This is a genomic window from Amycolatopsis sp. CA-128772 (genome assembly GCF_002904295.1).
Taxonomy (GTDB): Bacteria; Actinomycetota; Actinomycetes; order Mycobacteriales; family Pseudonocardiaceae; genus Amycolatopsis.
On sequence record NZ_PPHG01000060.1, the window covers coordinates 1 to 18,596 of the forward strand.

The window sequence follows — 18,596 nt, forward strand, 5'->3', positions numbered from 1 at the left end:
TGCGGGCTGGGAGCTGCGGGCTGGGGGCTGCGGGCCCGGGCGGCTCCTGCCAATCGGCCACCTTCGCCGCCGCCTCGGCCAGCTCGGGAAGCAACCGCGGCCCGGACCTGATCGAGCGCTCGCTGCGCCGCCTCCCCGAACCTCGCCCCCCGGGAGCCGCGAACCCGGGCCGCGAACCCGGGCCGCGAACTGCGCGGATCCGGCAGCCCCGGGCCGATCGGCCACCTTCGCCGCCCAACAGCGCCAACCTGAAACCGCACCGCCCGGCCCACTCAGGAACCAACCGCCGCCCGGACCTCATCAAGCGCCCGCCGCGCCGCCTCGCCGAACTCCTCGCCCCCCGCGTCACTCCACCGCTCGTAGGCAATCCGCATCGCCAGCGCCCCCAGCTGCGCCGCCACCCGCGCCGCCACCTCCGGCACCCCCCGCTGCCGCAACGCGCCGGCCATTGCCGCAGTCAACGCCAGCCCCTTCAGGGCCTCCCTCTCCCGCAGCTCCGGATGCGCCTCGATCACCGACCGCCGCAACGTGCTGAACTCGTGGCGCTCGGCCGTGAACGCTTCCCGGCCGGCCGTGTCCATCGCGCACCCCACCGCCTCGAGCGGTGCCACCCCCTCCGGCGCCGCGACGATCGCCCCGGCCAGCACGTCGGCCAGCGTTCCGCCGCCGAAGAGCACCTCCCGCTTGTCCTGGAAGTGGCGGAAGAACGTGCTCTTCGTGAGCCCCGCGCGCTGGGCGATGTCGATCACCGTCGTGTTCTCGTACCCGCGCTCCGCGAACAGCTCGAGCGCGGCCTTGCTCAACCTTTCCGGCGCATTCGGTTCCCAGCGAGCCATGACGCACAGCTTACGGCACTTGGTCCCGTCAGAAGGTGTACGGTGACGGGACCAAGTCCCATAGGAGGTCTTCCATGAGCCGAGCCGTCATCTACGACAAGTTCGGTGGGCCCGAGGTGCTCGAACTGCGCGACGTCCCGGAACCGCACGCCGGCCCCGGTGAGGTGCGGGTCCGGGTGACCGCCGCCGGGCTGAACCCGATGGACTGGGCCCTCGCCGCCCGTCCCGAGGCCGCCGCGCGGTTCGGGATCACCCTCCCGTCCGGCTTCGGGTACGACTTCGCCGGCGTCGTGGACGAAGGAGCGTCCGTCGGCGACCGCGTCTACGGCGGTGCCCTCGGGCGCGCCGTCGCCGACTTCGTCATCGTCAAAGCCGGAGACGAGCTCTTCCCCACCCCCGACGGCATGAGCGACGAGGTGGCGAGCACCCTGCCGGTGGCCGGCTCCTCCGCGGCCGCCGCGCTGGCCGCCGCCGGTGTGGGGTCCGGCGACACCGTGCTGATCGGCGGGGCCGCCGGCGGGGTCGGCATCTTCGCCGTCCAGCTCGCGCGGCTCGCCGGCGCCACCGTCATCGGCACCGCCGCCGAAAGCACCTTCCCCTTCCTGCGCGAGCTCGGCGCCGAGCCCGTCACCTACGGCCCCGGACTGGCGGACCGGGTCCGGGACCGGGGCGTCACCGCGGCCGTCGATCTCTTCGGCACCGAGACCGCCGAAGCCGCGCTGGCCCTCGGCGTCCCGCCCGGGCGGATCGCCACGATCGCCGCCGGGCCCACCCCGCCCGGTGGGGTGCGGGCCACCGGGGGCGCCGACGCCGAGCCGGGGGCGCTGACCAGGATCGCCGACGCCGTCGTCGCCGGCGAGCTCATCGTGCCCGTGGCCGCCGTCTTCCCCGTCGAGCGGATCCGGGACGCCGTCGCCCTGCAGGCCGGGCGGCACGTGCACGGGAAGGTCGTCGTCACGCTGTAGAGAGCGCGGTCACGGACTCAGGAAAATCACAGCGCCCGGCAGGCACCATCCAGCCGGTGTCCCTCCGAAGTCCCCTCCGCACCCGCGCGTCCGTCGCCGCCGGGCGGCTGACCGCCTGGCTGTCGCGCAGCTCGGGGCTCGGCCGCGGCGGCATGATCGGCGGCCGCGTCACGCTGGCCCTCGATCCGCAGGCCCTGCGCCGCCTCGGCCGGGAACGCACCGTCGTGCTCGTCACCGGCACCAACGGCAAGACCACGACGTCCCTGATGCTGACCCGCGCGCTCGAGACGCTGGCCGAGGTGGCCGCCAACAGCGACGGCGCCAACATGCCCGACGGCGTCCTCGCCGCCCTGACCGCCCGGCCCGACGCGCCGTACGCCGTGCTCGAAGTCGACGAGACCTACCTGCCCTGGGTGGCCGACCAGGTCCGGCCCGCGGTGTTGCTGCTGCTCAACCTCAGCCGCGACCAGCTGGACCGGGTCGGCGAGGTCCGCGCCATGGAACGCGACCTGCGGGCCGCCATCGCGAAGCTGCCCGGCACGGTGGTCGTCGCGAACTGCGACGACGTGCTGGTGACGTCCGCGGCGAGCGTGGCCGCGAAGCTCGTGTGGGTGAGCACGGGCCGCCGCTGGACGGGCGACTCGACGGCGTGCCCGCGCTGCGAAGGCCGCGTCGAAACCCACGAGCGGCACTGGGGCTGCGAGTGCGGGCTTGCCCGGCCGGAGCCCGGCTGGACGCTCGACGGCGACCTCGTCCGGACGCCCGGTGGCCGCGAGGTCGACCTCGACCTGCGGCTCCCCGGCGAGGTCAACCGCGCGAACGCCGCCCTCGCGCTCGCCGCGGCGCACCGGCTCGGCGTGCCGCCGCACACCGCCGCGGCCCGGCTGCGGACCATCACCGACATCGGCGGCCGCTACCGCACGATCCGCCGGTCGCGGCACTCCGTGCGGCTGATGCTGGCGAAGAACCCGGCCGGCTGGGTGGAGACGCTGCGCGTGCTGGACGAGGACACCCCGGTGGTCGTCGCGGTCAACGCCCAGGAAGCCGACGGCCGCGACCTGTCCTGGCTGTGGGACGTCCACTTCGAACGGCTCCGCGGGCGCCAGGTGGTCGTCACCGGCGAGCGCGGCGCCGACCTGTCCGTCCGGCTCTGCTACGCCGAAGTCGCGCACTGGGCCGAGCCCGACCCGGTCACCGCGATCGACGCGCTGCCGCCCGGCGCCGTCGAGCTCGTCGCCAACTACACCGCCTTCCGCGAGCTGGTGGGCAGGCTGCCCGGTGGCTGACTCGACCGTCCACATCGGACTTCTGCTGCCGGAGGTGCTGGGCACCTACGGCGACACCGGCAACGCGCAGGTGCTCGGCAAGCGGTTGCAGTGGCGGGGGCTCGACGCCGAGGTGGTGCCGGTCGGCCTCGGCGACCCGGTGCCGTCCACTTTGGACCTTTACCTGCTCGGCGGCGGCGAGGACGGCGCCCAGGTGCTGGCCGCCGCGCACCTGCGCAAGTACCCCGGCCTGCGGCGGGCCGTCGCGGCCGGTGCGGTCGTGTTCGGCGTGTGCGCCGGCCTGCAGGTGCTCGGCACCCGCTTCCGCGGCCTCGACGGCGTCGACCACGACGGCCTCGGCCTGCTCGACGTCACCACCGAACCCGGTCCGCAGCGCGCGGTCGCCGAGCTGGTCGCGACGTCGTCGCGGCTGCTGGCCGGGGAGTCCCTGACCGGGTTCGAGAACCACCTGGGCGTCAGCAAGCTGGGCGCCGGCAGCGAGCCGCTCGGGCGGGTCGTGCGCGGCACCGGCAACGGCGACGGCACCGAAGGTGCGGTGACCGACCGGGTCGTCGGCACCTACCTGCACGGCCCGGCGCTCGCCCGCAACCCCGCGCTGGCCGACTTGCTGCTGGCCTGGACGACCGGGCACCCGCTCGGCCCGCTGGGCCTGCCCGAGGTCGAGCGGCTGCGCGGCGAGCGGCTGGCCGTCCCGCGGCGTCGCCGGTGAACCGTGATCGAGCCACCTGCCCCGGCCACCGCAACCGGCCACCCGAGGACGCCCCAATGTGGCGTTCGGTGCGTCAGACGCACCGAACGCCACATTGGGTGCGTTGAGCGCAACCAACGCCACATTGGGGCGGTCGGGGCCCGCGGTCGTGGCTACGCTGCGTTGGTGAGACTGGGCAGGGTGCTCGCCGCGACCGGCGTCCGGATGCGCACCACCGCGGTGGCGGTGTTCGCGCTGGCGCTGGCCATCGCCGCCGCGGGCGTGGTCGTGGTGTTCCTGCTCGAGGAGTCGCTCGACCGCAGTGTCACCGAGAGTGCCCGCAGCACCGGGCGGCAGGTCGCCATCCAGCTCGTCCGCGAAGGCGCGCGTGACCTGAGCGCCAGCGACGTCGCCAGCACCGGCGACACCGAGGCCGTCACGCAGGTGCTGGACGCGCGGGGCACGCCGATCGCCAGCGACCCGGCGATCGTCGGGCACCCGCCGCTGACCACCGCCCGCCCCGCCGTCGGGCAGGAGGTCATCGAGACCCTCCCGCTCGGGCTGAACGGCGACAGCGACGACTACCGCGTGGTGTCGCAGGAAGTGAGCGGGCCGGGCGGGCCGTTCACCGTGATCTCCGCGCGCTCCCTGGAACCGGTGACGGAGGCGTCGACGCGGCTGGGGCTGCTGCTCGGGCTGATCGCCGTGCCGCTGCTGGCGACTTCCGGGTTCGCGGTGTACCGCGCGGTCGGCTCGGCGCTGCGCCCGGTCGAGCGGATGCGCCGGACCGTGGCCGAGATTTCGACGCGCGACCTCACCGCGCGCGTGCCGCTGCCCCCGGGCGGCGACGAGGTGCACCGCCTCGCCGTGACGCTCAACGAGATGCTCGGGCGGCTGGCGTCGGCGCAGGCCGCGCAACGCCGGTTCGTCGCGGACGCCAGCCACGAGCTGCGCTCGCCGCTGTCGACGATCAGCACCGCGCTCGACGTCTCCGGGCGGCACCCGGAAAGCACCGGGGACCTGGTGCCGGTGATCGGCCGCGAGACCGCGCGGCTGCGCGAGCTCGTCGACGACCTGCTGATGCTGGCCCGCACCGACGACGCCACCGACCGGCCGCAGCGCACCGAGGTCGACCTCGACGACATCGTCCGCGCCGAGGCCGAGCGGCTCCGCGGCGAGAGCGCGCTGGACATCGAGGTCCGGGCCGGGCCGGCGAAGGTGCACGGCAGCGAGGCCCAGCTGCGGCGCGCGGTGCGCAACCTGGTCGACAACGCCCGCGGGCACGCGCGCTCGCGCGTCCGCGTCAGCAGCGCGGTGCGCGGCGAGCTCGCCGTCGTCGAGGTGAGCGACGACGGCCCCGGCGTCGGGCCGGCCGACCGGGAAAGGATTTTCGAACGGTTCGTCCGGCTGGACGCGTCGCGCCAGCGCGGGCACGGCGGCACCGGGCTGGGCCTGCCGATCGTGGCCGGCATCGCGGCGCGCCACGGCGGCCGGGCGCGCTACGCGGCGTCGGAGGAGCCGGGGGCGCGGTTCGTGATCGAACTGCCGGTGATCGACCTGCCGAAGGAGGAGTGATGCGCCTGCTGATCGTGGAGGACGAACGCGAGTTCGCGGAGACACTGCGGCGGGGGCTGGTCGCCGAGGGCTTCACCGCCGACGTCGCGCACACCGGCCGCGAGGGTCTCTGGCGCGCGACCGAGCACGCGTACGACGTCGTCGTGCTCGACATCATGCTGCCCGAGCTGTCCGGCTACGAAGTGCTCAAACGCCTGCGGGCGGCGGAGAACTGGACGCCGGTGCTGATGCTGACGGCGAAGGACGGTGAGTACGACGAAGCCGACGCCTTCGACCTCGGCGCCGACGACTACCTCTCCAAGCCGTTCTCGTTCGTCGTGCTCATCGCGCGGCTGCGGGCGTTGCTGCGGCGCGGCGCGCCGGCCCGCCCGGCCGTGCTGGAGGCGGGGGACCTGCGGCTGGACCCCTCCGCCCGCACCGTCCACAGAGGACAGAAGCGGATCGAGCTGACCGCGCGGGAGTTCGGGCTGCTGGAGTTCCTGCTGCGGCGCGCGGGAACGGCGTTGTCCAAGAACGAGATCCTCGGCCACGTCTGGGACGCCCACTACGACGGCGACGAGAACGTCGTCGAGGTGTACATCGGGTACCTGCGGCGCAAGATCGACGCGCCGTTCGGCACGCACACCATCGAGACGGTCCGCGGTGTCGGCTACCGGCTGGTGGACGTTACTCGATCGTAATCTGCCGGGCGTTTTCCGGAAATTGGTTCCGCTGGCCGTTCCCCGGTTGCGCCATTTGCTCCCGCCGGTTGCCGCAGACCGCCCAGTCGTTCCCGCGAACCGGTGAAAAATACCGTGCCGGGACGTCCGTGCACCGACTCCGCGTGGTTGCTACCGTGGGCTACCCACCCGCGAAGAGGAAAGCGATGCCGGAATCGCCAACACCTTTCCCTGCCCTCGAAGACAATACTCCGGAACCGGCCGGGAAATCCGTTTCCCGGCTCCGTGCCGCCGACGCCATCCGGGCGGCGACGACCCAGTTCGGCGTGGTCACGGGGCAAACCCCGCACGCGGTGACCGGGATCCGCAGCCGAGGCGAAGGGGGCTGGTCCGTGCTCGTCGACGTCGTCGAGCTGGCCCGGATCCCGGACTCCACCAGCGTGCTGGCCACCTATCGGGTGGACGTGGACGCCGGCGGCGAGCTCGTCGCGTGCGAGCGCCTGCGGCGGTTCACGCGGGGCACCACCGATTCCTGAAAGGAAGGTCGACACGATTGGCCGCTTCGTCCGATTCGTTGGCGGACATTCTCGAACGCGTGCTTGACAAGGGTGTGGTGATCGCCGGTGACATCGGCGTCAGCGTGGTCGACGTCGAATTGCTGACGCTGCGGATCCGCCTCTTCATCGCGTCCGCGCAGACCGCCCGTGAAATGGGCATGGACTGGTGGACGAACGACCCGTTCTTCGCGCCGAATGCCGAACGTGGCGAACTTGCGGGGCGGGTCGCCGAATTGGAGGCCCGGCTGCCCGCGCCGGGCGGGAGGGACGAACCCCGGTGAGCACCGGAAACTGGCTGTGCGCGTACGCGATCACCCGAAACCGGCCGGCCACGTGGGACGCCGGCCCGGCGCCGCGGCTGATCGGCTACCGCGACCTCGGCGTGGTGGTCTCCGAGGTGGCCCCGGCCCGCTTCGACCGCATCGACCTGCTCGACCCGGTCGACGGCACGCTCGCCGAGCTGGCTCGCGAGCACGACGCCGTGGTGCGCGCGGTGTTCCGCAGCGAGCCGGTGCTGCCGCTGCGGTTCGGCACCGTCCTCGACGGCGAGGACGCGGCCCGCCGGTTGCTGGAAGCGGGGTACGAGCAGGCCCGCGACTGCCTCGACGAGGTGGCGGGCCACCGCGAGTGGGGCGTCCGGATCCGGCACGCGGAGCCGGCGGCGACCACCCGCCCGGACGCGGCGGGCCTGACGGGCACGCAGTACCTGGTCCGGCGCCGCGAGCGGCTGAAGGCGATCCAACGAGCCCGCGAGGACGTGGTGGATGCGGCGGGCCGCCTCGAGGAGGCGCTGTGGCGGACCGCGGCGGACAGCGTGGGCCGCGCCCGGCCGCACGGGGTGCTGGTGAACACGGCGTACCTGGTGGAGACGGGCCGCGAGGCGGCGTTCCACGCCGAGGTGGCGTGGTTCGCCCGCGAGCTGCACGCGGCGGGGGCGACGGTGGAGACGTCGGGACCGTGGCCGCCGTATTCGTTCACGGACGTGGAGCTCGGAGCGGCCGCCCATGGCTGACGCCGAGGGCGCGTCCGCGCCGGGTACGGCCGCAGCGCCGGGGCCGGCGGTGAGCGACCTGCTCGCGGGCGAGGTCTTCACGCCCAGCGGCACCGACGCCGCCGAAGCCGTCGTCGACCTGCTCGACCGGGTCGTGCACCGCGGTGCCGTCGTCACCGGCGACGTCATCATCTCCCTGGCCGGCATCGACCTCGTCCGGCTCGATCTGCGGCTGCTGCTCCTCGGCATCGGAGGAACGCCCGGATGACCGAACGGATCGCCGCCGACGCCGGGCGCGGGCTCGGCCACCTGGTCGTCACCGTGCTAGACATCCTCAAGGAAGTGCTGGAGCGCCAGGCGCTGCGCCGGCTCGACGCCGGCAGCCTCACCCCGGCCCAGGTTGAAGCGCTCGGCCAGGCCCTCATCGCGCTGGAACTCCGGTTCGCCGAGATCCGCGCCGCCCTCGACGACATCCCCGTGACGAAAGGACCCAGGTGACCAGACCGGGACAGGCCGGCGGCGGGCTCGCCGACACGCTCGACATCCTGCTCGACAAGGGACTCGTGATCGACGCGTCGGTCCGGGTGTCGGTGATCGGGATCGAGCTGCTGGCGATCGAGGCCCGGATCGTCATCGCCAGCGTCGACACGTACATCCGGTACCTCGAAGCGATGCAGCGCCTCCAGAACACGGCCGTGCCCGGCCAGGTTTCGCAGGGCCTCGGCCAGACGACGGGGCTCATCCCGCCCCCGCCGCCGACACCGGCCGTCGCGGTGCCGGTCGAGCCGGTCGTCCCCGTCGAACAGCCGTGACGCTGCAGCTCTACGGCGTCGTGCGGGCCGGCCACCCGCGGGTGCCGCGGACGGTGGGCTGGGAAGACCTTGCGATGGTCGTCGGCGACCCCGAGCCGGATCCGGCGGCGCACCTGGCGGTGGTGTCCGCGCTCGTCGAGGGCGGCCCGGTGCTGCCGGTCCGGTTCGGCACGGTGGCCGAGGACGAGGACGCCGTCCGCACCGAGGTGCTCGCCCCGGCCGCGGACACCTACCGCGCCGACCTCGACCGCCTCGACGGCCTGGCCGAGGTGCACGTCTGCCTGCGGTTCACCGGACCCGGGTCGGCGTGGCGGGCGGCCCGGTCGGACGTGCTGCTGTCCCGGGTCGCCGAACGGGCCCGCGACTCCGTGGCGCTGCCGGCGGGCGAGAGCGCCGACGAGCGGTGGGCGTTCCTGGTCGGGCTGGGTGACCTGCTCGTCGTCCGGGACACCGTCGCCGGGCTCGCCCGCGACGACGGCGTCCAAGCCGACTGGCTCGGACCGCTGCCCGCGTACAGCTTCCTCGACCGGCGGACGTGCTCGCGGTGGAGCTGGTGAGCGGGGGCGGAACAGTCGCTGAACACTCGGCCCGGCGCTGGCCACCGTGGCTCGCGGCCGGTGATCCTGGTGCCGTGACCAGCAGCGAAGTCGCGGCGCTCCCGCGCGCGTTCGGCGGGCCCGGCGCCGGGCCGGGGCAGTTCCGCGCGCCCACGGGGATCGCCGTCGACGCGCGCGGCCGCGTGTGGGTGGCGGACACCGGCAACGACCGCGTCCAGGCGTTCACCCGCGAAGGCGCGCTCGTGCGCGTGCTGGCCGGGCGGCTCAAGGCGCCGGAAGCGGTCGCGGTCGACGCGGCGGGTCACGTCTACGTCGCCGACACCGGCAACCGCCGTGTGGTGCAGTTCTCGTGGTGGGGCGGGTTCGTGCGCGAGTTCGGCGGCCTGGACCGGCCGCGCGGAGTCGCGCTCGACCACGCCGGGCGGCTGCTGGTCGAGGACATCGGGCGGGTGGCGCGGTTCGACACCCGCACGGGCGACGCGCTGTCCGGCACGACCGAGCCGATCGGCTCACCGCGGGACATGGCCGACGACGGCGTGGGCGGTGTCTGGGTCGCCGAGACCGGCAACCACCGCATCGTCCACTTCGGAGCGTCCGCCTAGTTCTTCGAAATCGCGGCGGTCGCCCGGACGACGGCGGTGCACCGGTTCTCGACGTACCCGAGCCCGCCTTCTTCGGCGATCCGCCGCGCTTCGGCGGAGACGATGCCCTGCTGCAGCCACAGCGCCTTGGCCCCGATCTCGACGGCGTCCCGCGCGATACCGGGCGCCTCGGGCGCCGGGCGGAAGACGTCGACGAGGTCGACCGGCTCGGGAATGTCCTTCAGCGACCGGTACGCCTTCTCGCCGAGCAGTTCGGTGGCGGTCGGGTGCACCGGGATGATCCGGAAGCCGTGCGCCTGCAGGACCGCCGGGACGCCGTGCGCGGCCTTGGCCGGATCGCGGCTCAGGCCGACGACGGCGATGGTCTTCGCGCCGGCGAGGATCTCCTCTGCGTTCATACCGGTGGAACGCGCGGCACGCGTCAAAGCTTCCACAGCCGCAGGCCGCGCACCCGGTAGACCGGCCAGAGCACGTGCCACGGCTTCCGCCGGGCGAAGGTCCCGGCGCAGGTCAGGATGTTGCGGGCGGACGTCGTCGTGACCTCGTGGCGGTCGGGCCAGATCGCGCCCTTGGCGCCGACCGCAATCCGGAACACGGTCAGCAGGCCACGGCCCTGCAGGTCGTACTTCGCGCCGGTGTCGCCGGAGCCGGGGGCCAGCTCCGCGATCTCGGCGCCGAACGCGCGCGCCGACTGCGGCGCCACCTCGGCGGGAACGACGCCGACACTGCGCGTGATCGCCTTGCCGTGCATGCGCCGCGCGTACCGGAACAGCAGCGTGCGCTCCCACCACGGCAGCAGGCGGTGGTGCCTGAGGAGGGCGGCGCACTCGCCGTGCCCGATGGCGAAGATGCTCGTGAGCTCGTCGTAGGCGCCGTTCGTCGCCGGCTCGTTGAGGTGCAGCCGCACCTCGAACCGGGTGCGCGCGGTGAGTTCGTCGAGCACCTCACGGTGATCGAGCCGCGCCTTCGCGCGCGAGAGCGACCAATCGGACATCGGACCTCCAGGCGTCGCGCACAGGCTAGTTGGCGCGCGACGCCCGGACCACGCTTTCAGCCGATCTTCTCGCCGTACATCTCGCCGAGCGGGTCCGAGATCAGCTCGACCCGGGCACCGTCCGGATCGGACAGGTAGATGGACGTATTGCTCTCCAGCAGGTACTGCACGCCGGCCTCGTCGAGCTTGTCCTTGATGGCGCTCCACCGGTCAGGCGGCACGGAAAGGGCCAGGTGGTGCAGTCCACCGAGGACTTCCGCGTACGGCCCGAGGTCCAGACCGGGCAGGTCGAAGAAGGCGACCGCGTTGCCGTTGCCGACGTCGAAGAAGAAGTGGCTGGAGCCGGGGTAGTCGCGGTTCTCGATCAGCTCGGTGAGCGGGAAGCCGAGGACGTCCTGGTAGAACTCGATGGTCCGCTCGACGTCGCTGGAGATCAGCGCGGTGTGGTGGATGCCGCGGCCGTTCGTCGCCGGGCGGTCGGCGGCCGGGCGCAGGTGGCGCTCGCGCAGCTCGTCGCGGACCTCGGCGAGCCGGGTGACCTCGGCCTGGGTCGGTGCCATGTCCCTCACGTCCCTTCCTGGTGTGCCTTCGACGCTACGCCGGTTTTATCTCGCGCGCAAGAGGTTGCCTGGCGAGAGTTCCGCTGGGCGGAACGTTGTCGCTTGTGCGCGGTTGTCACGCACGGCAGAGTCGGGAGCGTGGATGTCAGCAAGGTGCAGGAGGCCGCCGCCGCACTGGCGGGGGCCTACGCCAGGCGCGAGCCGATCGACCCGCTGATCAAGACGTACCCGGAGGCGGGCGTCGAGGACGCGTACCGGATCCAGCAGGAGCAGGTGCGACGCTGGGTCGAGGGCGGCGACGCCGTCCGCGGCCACAAGGTCGGCCTCGCGTCGGCGGCGATGCAGCGGCAGATGGGCGTCGACCAGCCCGACTACGGGCACCTCACCGGCAGCATGTTCCACCTGGAGCACCAGCCGATCCCGACGTCGGCGTTCCTGCAGCCGCGGATCGAGCCGGAGATCGCGTTCGTGCTCGGCTCGGCCCTGCGCGGCCCGGGCGTGACGGTCGCCGACGCGGTCCGGGCGGTCGAGTTCGTGCTGCCGTCGCTGGAGATCGTCGACTCCCGCATCCAGGACTGGAAGATTTCGCTGTTCGACACGATCGCCGACAACGCGTCGTCGGGCGGGGTGGTGCTGGGCAGCAGCCCGACGTCGCTTTCGGCCGCCGACCTGCGTCTGGCCGGCTGTGTCCTGTACCAGAACGGCACGGTGGCGGCGACGGGCGCGGGCGGCGCGGTCCTCGGGTCGCCGTTGAACTCGCTGGTGTGGCTGGCGAACACGGTGGGGCCGCTGGGCGTCACCCTGGAGCCCGGGCACGTCGTCCTGCCGGGGTCGATGACCCGGGCGATCCCGGTGTCCCCGGGCGACACGATCGTCACGACGATCGCCGGCATCGGCAGCGTCACCGCGGTCTTCGCACCCGCTGCTTCGGAGGAATCGTGAACGTGCGCGAGGCGGCCGCTGCGCTGCTGGGGACGGTCTCGGAGCGCGCGCCGCTCTCGGCCGGCTGGCCGGACCTCGACGTCGACACGGCGTACGCGATCCAGGACGAGGCGCTGCGCCAGCGCCGGGCCCGCGGCGAGACGCTGATCGGCGTGAAGCTGGGGCTGACGTCCCGGGCCAAGCAGCAGCGGATGGGCATCGGCTCGCCGCTGCTGGCCTGGCTGACGGACGCGATGGTCCTGCCGGCGGGCGTACCGGTGCCGTCGTTGATCCACCCGCGCGCCGAGCCGGAGCTGGTCTTCGTCCTGGGCCGCCGGCTGGCCGGCCCGGGCGTGACGGCGGCGACGGCCCTGGCCGCGGTCGACCGCGTGTACGGCGGCATAGAGGTCATCGACAGCCGCTACCCGGACTACCGGTTCACCCTCCCGGACGCGATCGCGGACAACGGCTCGTCGGCGTACTTCAGCGTGGGCCCGGTCGGGGTCCCCCCGTCCTCGCTGGACTTGTCCCTGGAGGCGGCGCTCCTGGAGGTCGACGGCCAGATAGTCGACACGGCAACGGGAGCGGCGGTCCAGGGCCACCCGGCGGAGGCCCTCGCCTTGGCGGCCAACGCCCTGGCCGCGCGGGGCCTGGCCCTGGAGCCGGGCTGGCTGGTCCTGACGGGCGGCATGACGGACGCGGTCCCCCTCCGCCCCGCCTCCCGCATCGCAGCCCACTTCTCCCACCTGGGCTCCCTGACCCTCACCCCCTAACACCCGCCCCCCATCCCGCAAGATGCCCCGCCAATCACGCGAGATCCGCCCCCAGTCACGCGAGTCCCGTCCCCAGTCACGCGAGTCCCGCGCCCAGTCACGCGAGATCCGCGCTGAATCACGCGAGTGACGCGTACCGGACCGGCGATCTCGCGTACCCGGAGGGTCGGCCGCGTGCCTGGAGGGTCGGTTCGCGTACCTGGAAGGTCGGCCGGCGAGCCGACTGGCTGGGTGCGCGGGCCGACGGTTTGGGTGCGCGGGCCGACTGGCTGGGTGCGCGGGCCGACTGGCTGGGTGCGCGGGCCGACCGGCTGGGTGCGCGGGCCGACCGCCGGGGTACGCGAGCCGACTGGCTGGGTGCGCGAGCCGACGGTCTGGGTGCGCGAGCCGACCGCCGGGGTACGCGAGCCGACCGCTGGGGTACGTGGGCCGACTGTCTGGGTGCGTGGGGTGACCGCTGGCGTGCGTGGGTCGGCGGGCAGGCCGGGTGCGGGGCGGGGGTGTGGGCTGGGCCGAAGGGGGTGGTTATGGGGGTTCGGTGCGGTAGGCGCGGGCCTGGATTTCGTACAGCTCGTGGTAGACCCCGCCCGCGCGGATCAGGTCGTCGTGTGTTCCCTCCTCGATTAGCCTTCCCTTCTCCAGGACCAGAATGCGGTCGGCCGAACGGATGTTGGCCAGGCGGTGCGTCACCAGGACCGTTGTGCGGCGGCCGCGGCCCGAGCGGCTTGCGTGCTGCAGGCCGGCGAACACCCGGGCTTCGGCGCGGGCGTCGAGCGCTGCTGTCGGCTCGTCGGCCACCAGGACCGCCGCGTCGCGGTAGATGCCGCGGGCGATGCCCATGCGCTGCCACTGGCCGCCCGACAGGTCGTGGCCCTCGTCGAACTTCTTCGACAGGACCGTGTTCTCGCCGACGGGCAGGGAGGCGATCACCTCGTCCGCGCCCGAGTAGTCGACGGCTTCCCGCCACGCCAGCCGATCCGGGTCGGGGCGGCCGAGGCGGCCGACCGTGATGTTGTTCGCCGCCGTCATCGGCCACTCCGCGGGCTCCTGCGCGATCACCGCGATGTTCGCGTGCACCGAGGCAGGGTCGGCCCCGGCCAGGTCGACGTCGTCCCAGCGGACCGTTCCCTCGTCCGGTGGGTAGAGCCCGGTGAGCAGCTTGCCGAGGGTGGTCTTGCCCGAACCGTTCTCGCCGACGAGCGCGACCACCTCGCCACGCCGGATGGTCAACGAGACGTCCCGCAGGGCCGGGGACTTCCCGCCCGGGTAGGTGAACGTGACACCGTCCAGCCGGATCTCGCCCGGGTCGGCGGGCGCGGTGACCGACGTCGGCGGCGGTTGCCGCTTTGCCGACTCCTCGAGCAGCTGGTTGTAGAACCCGATGTAGAAGGAGTCTTCGTACAGCGAGTTGACCGCGCGCATGGTGTTGGACAGCGCCGTCGACGCCGTGCGCATGGCCAGCACCGCCGTGCCGGCCAGGGCCAGCTCCATCCCGCCGGTGTAGAGCAGCCAGCCGAGCACCAGGTACGCGACCGCCGTGCCGAAGCCGGCCGCTGCGCGCCCGGTGGTGCGCACCACGTTGCTCCGGTGCGCCAGCCGGATCTCCTCGCGCGTGAGGCTGCGCGAGATGCGCCGGTACTCGCCGAGCAGCGGCTCCTGCAGCGTGAGGGCGTGCCGTTCGAGGGCCATCGAGCGCCAGGTGGCGACCTCTTCGACGACCGACTTGCGGATGTTGCGCCCGACCGTGTCCAGGAAGTGCCGGTAGTTCAGCTTCGCGACGCGCGCGGCGGCCCAGCCGTCGGCCGCCGCGGCGAGCAGGAGCACCGGGGCCAGCCACGGGTCGAGCAGCCCGGCCGTGATCATCGCCGCCGCCAGCGAGATCACCGACGACGTCAGGTCGGCCAGCCGGCGCAGGCTCGTCTCGATGGCCCGCACCCCGAACCGCGCGCCCTGCCGCGCCAGTTCGCGGAAGTCCGCGTCCTCGAACGCGATCAGCCCGACGCGCACGACCGCGGCCGTCACGGCGTCGTCCGCCGCCGCGGTGACCCGTGGCCGCAGCGCCCCTTCGACGGCGGCGACGGCCGCGTCCAGCAACGCGCGCGCCGCGTACGACCCGGTGACGACCGCGATCGCCGGCAGTGACTGCAGCACCCGGTCCGGTGTCGGGCCCTGTTCGAGCAGCGCGGTGAAGACGTTCGCGGTGGCGAGCAGCCCGAACGCCGTGACGCAGCCGGAAACGACGTGCACGACGGCGGCCAGCAGCGTCAGCCGTGGCGACGTCCGCCAGGCCAGGCGCAGCACGACCGAGACCGCGGTGGGCAACGCCCGCACGGCCTGGCCGAAGCCCGCCGCGGCCACGCGCTCGTCGACGCGCGCCCACTCGGGCATCTTCACGTTCTCGACCCCGATCAGCGGGGGCGGGTCCGTGGCGGTGGTTTCGGCGGATCCGGTCACGCCTTCATCTGTACTCCGGGGGTCTGACAGTTTCGGGCGCGCTGCTGCTCCTTCCGGGTGTACCGCGCCCGCAAAAACGGGCTGTACCCCGGGTTTTCACCCATCCGGAGGTCGATTTCGTGCGTCAGCGTCCCGCCGTCCGGGGTGAGCCGGTGCCGCGCGACCCCGCGGGCGGTCGTCTTTTCGAGGGTCAGCGTGACGCCGGTCCAGCCGCCGCGGCCGGGCGACTCGGGTGGGAAACCGTAGCTGTCGAAGCCGTACCAAAGGGTTTCGCCGGTGGCCGGATCGGCGGTGAAGACGTTGTGGCCGAGGAACTCCGAGCCGTCCTCGCGGCGCTGCCGGTAGTGCTGGATGACGGCGAAACCGTTGAGCGCCAGGCGGTATTCGCAGTCCGCGTGCGCGGTCGAGGCCGGGGCCCACGGCGAAGCGGCGAGTTCCTCGGTGCCGGTCCAGTCGCCGACGAACGCCTTCAGTGCTTCGTGCGCGGGGCCGAGGCGGGGCATGTCCATGGTGTCTCCATTTCGACAGGTACCTGTCGATGTGCGAGACTAGCACGCATGCGATCCCCTCGTGCCGAGACGTTCACCCGCGTGATCGACGCGGTTTTCGCGTGCAACGGCGGATTCCTCGCGGCGGGCGACGCGCTGACCGCGCCGGTCGGGCTGACCGCGGCGCAGTGGCAGGTCCTCGGCTTCCTCGAGGACGGCCCGGCGACGGCGGCGGAGGTGGCGCGCCGCCGCGGCCTGCGGCGGCAGAGCGTGCAGGAGACGGTGAACCGCTTGCTGCGCAACGGAATGCTGGACCGCCTCCCGAACCCGGCCGACGCGCGGGCGCCGCTGTTGTCGTTGACGCGGCGGGCCCGCGCGGCGATGCGCGAGCTGGGGGAGGCGCAGGTGGCGTGGGCGGAGGAGCTGGCGGCCGAGGTGCCGCGGGAGGATCTGGAGACGACGCTGCGGACGCTGCAGCGGTTACGGGAAGTTGTGGCGCAGCAACGGTTGTGAAGGCGCGCGCTCGATCGGGATGGCGATGACGGCGGCGCGGCGGTAGTGGCTCGGTTGTTGTGGGCGGGCCGAGCGGGCGGCGCCGGCGGTGACATGCCGCGGCGCGGTGGCAAGCGGGCGGCGCCGCCGTGGCCGCCGGCCGTCGGTCGCAGGGCTCAGCGCGTCGCGCCGGGGCCCGGGAGCAGCTCCACGTCGTCGGCGTGCATCGGGTCGCCGCAGTGGGCGCAGCGAAGGTCCACCGTGGCCACCTCGCCGCATGCGTGGTGGCGGTAGAGGACCGGGGGGCCCGCCGGGCCCGCCAGCCACTTGTCGCCCCAGCGGGTCATCACCATCAACATGTCCACCAGCTCCGTGCCCTTTTCGGTCAGCACGTACTCGTAACGCGGGCGGCGGTCGTACGGGCGGCGCTCGAGGACCCCTTCGCCGACCAGGTGGTTGAGGCGCTCGGTCAGCACCTTGCGCGAGATGCCCAGGTCGGCCTGGAGCTGCTCGAACCGGGTGACCCCGGCCCACACGTCCCGCAGGATCAGCGGTGACCACGGTTCGCCGATCACGTCGAGCGTGCGCGCGATCGAGCACGCGGCCAGTTCGCTGAAGTTCGTGCGCTGCATGTCCCCAGGTTAGCACTTGGGGTTCCCTTAAGGAACTGAAGCTGCTAAGGTTCTGGAGTCTCTTGAAGGAACCCAGAAGGGAGTGTCGCGATGAGCAAGGTCTTCAGCGCCCACGCCGTGTCGGTCGACGGGTACATCACCGGCCGTGGGGCCGGTCCGGGGCACGGGCTCGGTGACGGCGGGACGCTCTTCGACTGGTACTCCGACGGGGACACCCCGAGCCGCGTTTTCGACTTCTTCAAGCTCAGCGCCCCGAGCGCCCGCGTTTTCGACGCCTTCGCCGGGCGGGTCGGCGCGATCGTGGCCGGCCGCAACACCTACGAGGACTCGGAACACTTCGGCGGCGGCAGCCCGCACCCGGACGCCCGGCTCTTCCTGCTCAGCCACCGGCCGGCGCCGGAGCTGACCGAGCGGCAGACCCTCGTCGGCACCATCGAAGAGGCCGTCGCGGCGGCCCGCGAGGCGGCCGGCGGCAAGGACGTCGGGCTCATGGGCGGCGGCGTCCTGGCCTCGGCGCTGGCGGCCGGGCTCGTCGACGAAATCGTCCTCCACCAGGTCCCGGTCCTGCTCGGCGGCGGCCGGCCCTTCTTCCGGGAGCTGCCGTCGCACGTGCGGCTGAACCTGGTCGAGGCCGTGCCCGCACCCGGCGTCACCCACCTCCACTACGCAGTCGCCTGAAACCCGCCCCGAATCCCAGGAGATGACCATGCTCGAAGCCGACGTCCGCCGCATCCTCGCCACCACCGCGATCGGTCACCTGGCCACCGTCCTGCCCGACGGCGCGCCGCACTCGGTGCCGGTCTGGGTCGACCCGGAAGGCGACCGGATCGCCATCCTGACCGGCCCGGATTCGCAGAAGGCCCGCAACCTGCGGCGCGACCCGCGAGTCGCGCTTTCGCTGACCCCGGTGGACAACCCGTTCGAGCCGGTGATCATCCGCGGCCGGGTGGCCGAGTGGATCGAGGGGGACGCCGCCTGGGCGATCGTCGACCGGATCGCGACGAAGTACATCGGCGGCCCGTACACGCGTGAGCAGCAGCGGGTCGTCGCGCTCATCGAGCCGGAGCGCCAAAGCGTGGGGATGCGCTGACGTCAGTCCGGCTTCACTCCCAGCAGGGTCAGGAACGTGCGGAACCCGGCGGACATGTCGACCTCCGCCGGGTCGAGGAGCCACTGCAGCTGCAGGCCGTCGAGCACGGCGACGGCGAGCGGGGCCAGCTGTTCCGGGGTCGTCCCGGCCGGCAGTTCGTCGCGGTGGCGCTCGAGCATCTGCGCCATGCCCGCGCGCACGCGGGCGTAGCGGTCGTGGAAGTACTTCCGCGCCGGGTGGTCGTCCGTGACGCTGTCGGCCGAAAGCACCGTGTACGTCTGGACGATCCCCGGCCGGGTCGCGTTGTAGTCGACGAGGTCCGCCAGCTGGTTCACGGTCATCGCCGACGGGTCGCCCGGCGGCGCGTGGCCGAAGTGCAGCAGGTCCCACTCGTCCCGGGTCTCCAGCACCGCGGCGAGCAGGTCTTCCTTGGTGGGGAAGTAGTGCATCAGCCCCTGCTGGGTCAGGCCAACGCGCTCGGCGACGGCGGCCAGTGACGTGCCGCGGTAGCCGCGTTCGGCGATCACCTCGAACGCCGCTCGGACGATGCTGGCTCGGCGGTCGGCGCCCCTGGCCCGGGTCATGATCCCGAGCCTACGGGACAAGTTGTCACGGAACTATAACGTTCACTACCCACCGCCAGGTAGGGTGACGGCAGGACCGA

At 73.1% G+C, this 18,596-nt stretch carries 26 protein-coding genes; 18 read left to right on the forward strand and 8 right to left on the reverse strand.

Annotation, left to right across the window (positions count from 1 at the left end):
• Window positions 1-272: 272 nt before the first annotated feature.
• Window positions 273-836, reverse strand: coding sequence for a TetR/AcrR family transcriptional regulator (locus C2L59_RS20810; protein WP_103351172.1), 564 nt, complete (start codon window positions 834-836; stop codon window positions 273-275).
• Between the two features lie 74 nt (window positions 837-910).
• On the opposite strand from C2L59_RS20810, the gene C2L59_RS20815 reads away from it, so the two are divergent.
• The 13 genes from C2L59_RS20815 (at window position 911) to C2L59_RS20875 (ending at window position 9,528) form a co-directional block, all read left to right on the forward strand.
• Window positions 911-1,801 (forward strand): NADP-dependent oxidoreductase, encoded by an 891-nt coding sequence (locus C2L59_RS20815; protein ID WP_103351173.1) that lies wholly within the window; start codon window positions 911-913, stop codon window positions 1,799-1,801.
• 56 nt (window positions 1,802-1,857) lie between these two features.
• Window positions 1,858-3,087 (forward strand): MurT ligase domain-containing protein, encoded by a 1,230-nt coding sequence (locus C2L59_RS20820; protein WP_199199173.1) that lies wholly within the window; start codon window positions 1,858-1,860, stop codon window positions 3,085-3,087.
• Complete coding sequence (locus tag C2L59_RS20825) at window positions 3,080-3,796, forward strand: type 1 glutamine amidotransferase (protein ID WP_103351174.1); 717 nt, start codon at window positions 3,080-3,082, stop codon at window positions 3,794-3,796. The genes C2L59_RS20820 and C2L59_RS20825 overlap by 8 nt, the downstream gene beginning before the upstream one ends.
• A 165-nt stretch (window positions 3,797-3,961) precedes the next feature.
• Complete coding sequence (locus tag C2L59_RS20830) at window positions 3,962-5,350, forward strand: cell wall metabolism sensor histidine kinase WalK (RefSeq protein WP_233223610.1); 1,389 nt, start codon at window positions 3,962-3,964, stop codon at window positions 5,348-5,350.
• The gene (locus C2L59_RS20835) at window positions 5,350-6,030 is read left to right on the forward strand and encodes a response regulator transcription factor (RefSeq protein ID WP_093953491.1); all 681 of its coding nucleotides are present in this window, start codon (window positions 5,350-5,352) and stop codon (window positions 6,028-6,030) included. The genes C2L59_RS20830 and C2L59_RS20835 overlap by 1 nt, the downstream gene beginning before the upstream one ends.
• 185 nt (window positions 6,031-6,215) lie before the next feature.
• On the forward strand, window positions 6,216-6,545 hold the full coding sequence (gene gvpO, locus C2L59_RS20840; RefSeq protein WP_103351176.1) for a gas vesicle protein GvpO: 330 nt from the start codon (window positions 6,216-6,218) through the stop codon (window positions 6,543-6,545).
• A gap of 17 nt (window positions 6,546-6,562) precedes the next feature.
• Window positions 6,563-6,847 carry a gas vesicle protein gene (locus C2L59_RS20845; protein ID WP_103351177.1) on the forward strand — a complete coding sequence of 95 codons (285 nt, stop codon included), beginning with the start codon at window positions 6,563-6,565 and terminating at the stop codon, window positions 6,845-6,847.
• The gene (locus tag C2L59_RS20850) at window positions 6,844-7,578 is read left to right on the forward strand and encodes a GvpL/GvpF family gas vesicle protein (RefSeq protein WP_103351178.1); all 735 of its coding nucleotides are present in this window, start codon (window positions 6,844-6,846) and stop codon (window positions 7,576-7,578) included. Before C2L59_RS20845 ends, C2L59_RS20850 begins: the two co-directional genes overlap by 4 nt.
• Window positions 7,571-7,825 (forward strand): gas vesicle protein GvpJ, encoded by a 255-nt coding sequence (gvpJ, locus tag C2L59_RS20855; RefSeq protein WP_103351179.1) that lies wholly within the window; start codon window positions 7,571-7,573, stop codon window positions 7,823-7,825. The genes C2L59_RS20850 and gvpJ (C2L59_RS20855) overlap by 8 nt, the downstream gene beginning before the upstream one ends.
• The gene (locus tag C2L59_RS20860; RefSeq protein WP_103351180.1) at window positions 7,822-8,055 is read left to right on the forward strand and encodes a gas vesicle protein K; all 234 of its coding nucleotides are present in this window, start codon (window positions 7,822-7,824) and stop codon (window positions 8,053-8,055) included. The genes gvpJ (C2L59_RS20855) and C2L59_RS20860 overlap by 4 nt, the downstream gene beginning before the upstream one ends.
• A complete protein-coding gene (gvpJ, locus tag C2L59_RS20865; RefSeq protein WP_103351181.1) occupies window positions 8,052-8,369 on the forward strand; it encodes a gas vesicle protein GvpJ in 318 nt (105 codons plus the stop codon). Before C2L59_RS20860 ends, gvpJ (C2L59_RS20865) begins: the two co-directional genes overlap by 4 nt.
• Complete coding sequence (locus C2L59_RS20870) at window positions 8,366-8,926, forward strand: GvpL/GvpF family gas vesicle protein (protein ID WP_103351182.1); 561 nt, start codon at window positions 8,366-8,368, stop codon at window positions 8,924-8,926. Before gvpJ (C2L59_RS20865) ends, C2L59_RS20870 begins: the two co-directional genes overlap by 4 nt.
• A gap of 74 nt (window positions 8,927-9,000) precedes the next feature.
• The gene (locus tag C2L59_RS20875) at window positions 9,001-9,528 is read left to right on the forward strand and encodes an NHL repeat-containing protein (protein WP_103351183.1); all 528 of its coding nucleotides are present in this window, start codon (window positions 9,001-9,003) and stop codon (window positions 9,526-9,528) included.
• Here the strand turns inward: C2L59_RS20875 and C2L59_RS20880 are convergent.
• From C2L59_RS20880 to C2L59_RS20890, 3 genes are read right to left on the reverse strand one after another with little or no spacing between them, the layout of a single operon-like run.
• Window positions 9,525-9,926 carry a CoA-binding protein gene (locus C2L59_RS20880; RefSeq protein WP_103351184.1) on the reverse strand — a complete coding sequence of 134 codons (402 nt, stop codon included), beginning with the start codon at window positions 9,924-9,926 and terminating at the stop codon, window positions 9,525-9,527. The genes C2L59_RS20875 and C2L59_RS20880 overlap by 4 nt on opposite strands.
• 23 nt (window positions 9,927-9,949) lie before the next feature.
• Entirely contained in the window at window positions 9,950-10,522 is a 573-nt protein-coding gene (locus tag C2L59_RS20885; RefSeq protein WP_103351185.1) for a hypothetical protein, read from the reverse strand.
• A 56-nt stretch (window positions 10,523-10,578) separates the two neighbouring features.
• Window positions 10,579-11,082 carry a VOC family protein gene (locus tag C2L59_RS20890; protein WP_199199174.1) on the reverse strand — a complete coding sequence of 168 codons (504 nt, stop codon included), beginning with the start codon at window positions 11,080-11,082 and terminating at the stop codon, window positions 10,579-10,581.
• Window positions 11,083-11,220: 138 nt separating this feature from the next.
• On the opposite strand from C2L59_RS20890, the gene C2L59_RS20895 reads away from it, so the two are divergent.
• Together C2L59_RS20895 and C2L59_RS20900 are read left to right on the forward strand one after the other, a co-directional pair.
• Window positions 11,221-12,024, forward strand: coding sequence for a 2-keto-4-pentenoate hydratase (locus tag C2L59_RS20895; protein WP_103351187.1), 804 nt, complete (start codon window positions 11,221-11,223; stop codon window positions 12,022-12,024).
• On the forward strand, window positions 12,021-12,776 hold the full coding sequence (locus C2L59_RS20900) for a 2-keto-4-pentenoate hydratase (RefSeq protein WP_370444758.1): 756 nt from the start codon (window positions 12,021-12,023) through the stop codon (window positions 12,774-12,776). Before C2L59_RS20895 ends, C2L59_RS20900 begins: the two co-directional genes overlap by 4 nt.
• A 525-nt stretch (window positions 12,777-13,301) precedes the next feature.
• Here C2L59_RS20900 and C2L59_RS20905 read toward each other — a convergent pair.
• Both C2L59_RS20905 and C2L59_RS20910 read right to left on the reverse strand, forming a co-directional pair.
• Window positions 13,302-15,164 (reverse strand): ABC transporter ATP-binding protein, encoded by a 1,863-nt coding sequence (locus C2L59_RS20905; protein WP_370444760.1) that lies wholly within the window; start codon window positions 15,162-15,164, stop codon window positions 13,302-13,304.
• A 62-nt stretch (window positions 15,165-15,226) separates the two neighbouring features.
• Window positions 15,227-15,739, reverse strand: coding sequence for a DUF1579 family protein (locus C2L59_RS20910; RefSeq protein ID WP_103351189.1), 513 nt, complete (start codon window positions 15,737-15,739; stop codon window positions 15,227-15,229).
• A gap of 48 nt (window positions 15,740-15,787) precedes the next feature.
• Between C2L59_RS20910 and C2L59_RS20915 the strand changes: the two genes are divergently transcribed.
• Complete coding sequence (locus C2L59_RS20915; RefSeq protein WP_103351190.1) at window positions 15,788-16,231, forward strand: MarR family winged helix-turn-helix transcriptional regulator; 444 nt, start codon at window positions 15,788-15,790, stop codon at window positions 16,229-16,231.
• Window positions 16,232-16,386: 155 nt separating this feature from the next.
• Here the strand turns inward: C2L59_RS20915 and C2L59_RS20920 are convergent, their stop codons facing one another.
• Window positions 16,387-16,842: a helix-turn-helix domain-containing protein gene (locus tag C2L59_RS20920; protein ID WP_103351191.1), complete on the reverse strand. Its 456-nt coding sequence runs from the start codon at window positions 16,840-16,842 to the stop codon at window positions 16,387-16,389.
• Between the two features lie 90 nt (window positions 16,843-16,932).
• On the opposite strand from C2L59_RS20920, the gene C2L59_RS20925 reads away from it, so the two are divergent.
• On the forward strand, window positions 16,933-17,520 hold the full coding sequence (locus C2L59_RS20925; RefSeq protein WP_103351192.1) for a dihydrofolate reductase family protein: 588 nt from the start codon (window positions 16,933-16,935) through the stop codon (window positions 17,518-17,520).
• Window positions 17,521-17,548: 28 nt separating this feature from the next.
• Window positions 17,549-17,932 (forward strand): PPOX class F420-dependent oxidoreductase, encoded by a 384-nt coding sequence (locus tag C2L59_RS20930; protein ID WP_103351264.1) that lies wholly within the window; start codon window positions 17,549-17,551, stop codon window positions 17,930-17,932.
• 2 nt (window positions 17,933-17,934) lie between these two features.
• Here the strand turns inward: C2L59_RS20930 and C2L59_RS20935 are convergent, their stop codons facing one another.
• Window positions 17,935-18,516 (reverse strand): TetR/AcrR family transcriptional regulator, encoded by a 582-nt coding sequence (locus tag C2L59_RS20935; RefSeq protein WP_103351193.1) that lies wholly within the window; start codon window positions 18,514-18,516, stop codon window positions 17,935-17,937.
• Between the last annotated feature and the right edge of the window lie 80 nt (window positions 18,517-18,596).